We start from the raw sequence: 3,876 nt of genomic DNA, 5'->3' as shown, positions 1-3,876 counted from the left end.
GGGCAGCTTCGCGTTCGTCTACCTGGGCACCGGCATCGGCGCCGGGCTGGTGCTGCGCGGGGAGGTGCTGCGCGGGGCCTCCGGCAACGCCGGGGAGGTGGGGCACCTGGCCGCCGACGGCACCGGGCCGGAGTGCGGGTGCGGGCAGCGCGGCTGCCTGGGGGAGCGCAACGCGCCGCGCGCGATGGTGCTGCAGGCGCAGGAGGCCGGGCTGGGCCCGTGGCCGCTGGAGGACGTGCTCGCCGTGGACGAGGCGCTGGGGGAGGTGTGCCGGCTGGCCGACGAGGGCGTGCCGGCGGCGCTGGCCGTGGTCGACGCCGCGGCCGCGCGGGTGGCGCGGGCGGTGTCGGGGGTGCAGAACCTGCTCGACCTGGACCTCGTGGTGTTCGGGGGACCGCTGTGGCCGCGCCTGCAGCGGCGCTTCCTGCAGGTGGTGCCGCCGCTGGTGCGCGCGCGCGAGGTGGCCGCCCCGCTGCACGCGGTGCAGATCCGCGGCACCCGGGTGGGGCGCGACGTGGCCGCGGTGGGCGCGGCCTGCCTGGTGCTGGACGACGCGTTCAGCCCGCGCTCGTCCGTGCTGCTCCTGGGGTCTTGACGACAGCAACTCCAATTGATTTACATATTGCGTGGCGGGTCGACGGGGACCCCCGCGGGATGCGAAGGAGCACCACATGGCGCGCAGACGGCACTTCCTCGCGGCGGCCGCGACCGCGGCGGCCGCCACGCTCGTCCTGCCCGCGTGCGGGGGGGCGAGCAGCGGCGGCGACGACGACGGCACCCTGCGCGTCGCCTACCAGCGCACGGCGCAGTTCACCCAGCTGCAGGACGTCCTGGAGAAGGCCAAGGGCGAGTACGAGGCGGCCAACGAGGGCCGCACCGTCGAGCTGGTCCCCATCGAGGCCGAGCAGGACCAGTACTTCACCAAGCTCGCCCTGATGAACCGCTCGGCGTCCACCGCGCCCGACGTCATCTACGAGGACAGCTTCCAGGTCCGCTCCGACGCCGCCGCCGGCTACCTGGCCCCCATCGACGACATGCTCGCCGGCTGGGAGGACTGGTCGCAGTTCGACGACACCGCCAAGGAGGCCGGCCTGGGCGAGGACGGCAAGACCTACGGCGTCTCGATGGGCACCGACACCCGCGGCATCTACTTCAACAAGCAGGTCTTCGCGCAGGCCGGCCTGCCCGCCGACTGGCAGCCCACCACCTGGGACGACGTCCTGGCCGCCGCCCGCACCGTCAAGGAGCGCGTGCCCGGGGTGATCCCGCTGAACCTGTACGCCGGGCGCGCGGCCGGCGAGGCCACCTCCATGCAGGGCTTCGAGATGCTGCTGTACGGCACCGGCGACGAGCTGTACGACTCCTCGACCAAGAAGTGGATCACCGGCTCGCAGGGGTTCCGCGACGCCCTGGGCTTCTACGACACCGTCTACTCCGAGGGCCTGGGCCCGGACACCTCGCTCGTGCTCGACGCCGCCCTGGGCAGCCGGGTGAGCACCGAGCTGCTGCCGCAGGGGCGCCTGGCCATGGCGATCGACGGCTCCTGGCTGCCCGGCGCGTGGATCTCCGGGGAGAACGAGTGGCCCGAGTGGGAGCAGTCCACGGGCATCGCCGCCATGCCCACCGAGGACGGGCAGGCGCCGGGGCGCACCTCGATGTCCGGCGGCTGGCTGCTCTCGGTGGGCGCGAACGCCGCCGACCCGCAGGCCGCGTTCGACTTCATCACCGTCGCGCTCAACCGCGAGAACACCCTGAAGTACGACACGGAGAACAGCCAGATCGCCGTGCGCCGCGACGTCGCGCAGGACCCGGCGTACCTGGGCTACAACCCCTCCTTCGAGTTCTTCTCCTCCCTGGTGCCGGTGACGAACTTCCGCCCCGCCACCCCGGACTACTCGCAGATCTCCGCCAACATCCAGGTCGCCGCCGAGGCGGTGGCCACCGGCAGCCAGAGCCCGCAGGAGGCCGCCGCCGCCTACGACGAGGGCCTGGTCGGCATCGTCGGCGAGGACCGCACGCAGGCGGCGGGCTGACGGTGACCACCGCCCTGACGACCCGCGGCCCGCGCCGGGCGGCGGGCACCCCCGCCCGCAGCGGGCCCGGCACGCTGGTCAAGCTCGCCCCGCTGCTGCCCGCGACCGCCCTCATGGCCGTCTTCCTCGCCGGCCCCATCGCCTACGCGCTGTACGGCTCGCTGACCAACACCGCGCTCAGCGGCTACCGCGCGGCCGACCCGCAGTTCATCGGCCTGGACAACTACGCCGAGCTGATCGGCAGCGGGGAGTTCTGGACCTCCGCCTGGCTCACGCTGGTCTTCGTCCTGGCCTCCGCCGTCGTCGGGCAGAACGTCCTGGGCATGGCCCTGGCGCTGCTGCTGCGCACCGCCCGCGGCCCGCTGCGCCCGGTGGTCAGCGCCCTCGTCGTCACCGCCTGGGTGCTGCCCGAGATCGTCGCGGCGTTCGCGCTGTACGCGTTCTTCGCCGCCGACGGGACCCTGGACGCCCTGCTGGGCGCCGTGGGCGCCGGCGGCACCACCTGGCTGGTCTCCTTCCCCGTGATGGCCGTGATCCTGGCCAACGTCTGGCGCGGCACCGCCTTCTCGATGATGGTCTACGGCGCGGCGCTGTCGGAGGTGCCGCCCGACGTCACCGAGGCCGCCGCGCTCGACGGCGCCAGCGGCGCGCAGCGCTTCTTCCGCATCACCGTGCCCATGGTGCGCCGGTCCATCTCCACCAACCTCATGCTCACCACGCTGCAGACGCTCGGCGTCTTCACCCTCATCTGGGTCATGACCGGCGGCGGGCCCGGCACGGCCAGCTCCACCCTGCCGGTGCTGGCGTTCCAGGAGGCGTTCAAGTTCGCCCAGGTCGGCTACGGCACCGCCATCGCCGTCGTCACCCTCGTCATCGGCGCCGTCTTCGCCGCCGTGTACGTCCGCGTGCTCAAGCCGGAGGTGGACTGATGCCCGCGACCCCGGCCGGCACGCGCCCGGACGCCCCGCCCGCGGTGGCGCCCACCGCCCCCGCCCGCCCGCAGCTGCACGTCACCTCCCCGGGCCGGCGCGGGGCCAGCGTCGCGGCGAACCTCGCGCTGCTGCTCGTGGGGGCCGCCTTCCTGGTGCCGCTGGCCTGGATCGTGCTGGCCTCCCTGGACGCCGACGCCACCGTCTCCGTGGCGCTGCCCGAGGCGCCCACCCTGCAGAACTTCCGCGACGTCCTCACCTACGACCTGACGCTGCTGCCGCTGTGGAACTCCCTGGTCGTCTCCGGCGGCGCGGCGCTGGTCACCGTCGTGGTCGCCACGCTGGCCGCCTACCCGCTCTCGCGGTACCGGATGCGGTTCAACCGCTCCTTCCTCTACGCCATCCTCTTCGGCAGCTGCCTGCCCATCACCGCGATCATGGTGCCGGTGTACGCGCTGTTCGTGGCGCTGGGGATGCTGGACTCCCTCATCGGGACCGTGCTGTTCCTGGCCGCCACGTCGCTGCCCATGGCGGTGTGGATGCTGAAGAACTTCATGGACGGCGTGCCGGTCTCCCTGGAGGAGGCGGCGTGGGTCGACGGCGCCAGCGCCATGACGGCGCTGCGCCGCATCGTGGTGCCGCTCATGCGCCCGGGCCTGGCGGTGGTGTTCATCTTCGTCTTCACCCAGGCGTGGGGGAACTTCTTCGTGCCGTTCGTGCTGCTGCTGGACCCGGCCCGGCAGCCGGCCGCGGTGTCGATCTACACGTTCTTCGGCACCAACGGCGCCGTCGCCTACGGCCAGCTCGCCGCCTTCTCCATCCTCTACGCCACCCCCGTGCTGGCCCTGTACCTGGTCGTGCAGCGCCTGGCCGGCGGCTCGTTCGCCCTGGCGGGCTCCGTCAAGGGCTGACAC

Annotated in this window: 4 protein-coding genes; all 4 read left to right on the top strand. The window is 73.2% G+C overall.

Translation table 11 applies throughout. The annotated features are described in order from the left end of the window. Positions 1-595, top strand: a 595-nt coding sequence (locus GTR00_RS16175; RefSeq protein ID WP_166612616.1) for an ROK family protein, incomplete at its 5' end; no start/stop codon positions are given. Between the two features lie 76 nt (positions 596-671). Next, positions 672-2,033 carry an extracellular solute-binding protein gene (locus GTR00_RS16170; RefSeq protein ID WP_166612615.1) on the top strand — a complete coding sequence of 454 codons (1,362 nt, stop codon included), beginning with the start codon at positions 672-674 and terminating at the stop codon, positions 2,031-2,033. Then, a complete protein-coding gene (locus GTR00_RS16165) occupies positions 2,030-2,962 on the top strand; it encodes a carbohydrate ABC transporter permease (protein WP_407659712.1) in 933 nt (310 codons plus the stop codon). Before GTR00_RS16170 ends, GTR00_RS16165 begins: the two co-directional genes overlap by 4 nt. Continuing rightward, positions 2,962-3,873, top strand: a complete 912-nt coding sequence (locus GTR00_RS16160; protein ID WP_166612614.1) for a carbohydrate ABC transporter permease — start codon at positions 2,962-2,964, stop codon at positions 3,871-3,873. Before GTR00_RS16165 ends, GTR00_RS16160 begins: the two co-directional genes overlap by 1 nt. Positions 3,874-3,876 lie beyond the last annotated feature (3 nt).

The sequence above is a fragment of the Kineococcus indalonis genome, assembly GCF_009906395.1.
GTDB lineage: Bacteria > Actinomycetota > Actinomycetes > Actinomycetales > Kineococcaceae > Kineococcus > Kineococcus indalonis.
The sequence above is the reverse complement of the archived record's forward strand: the minus strand, read 5'-3'. Positions and strand labels throughout refer to the sequence as shown.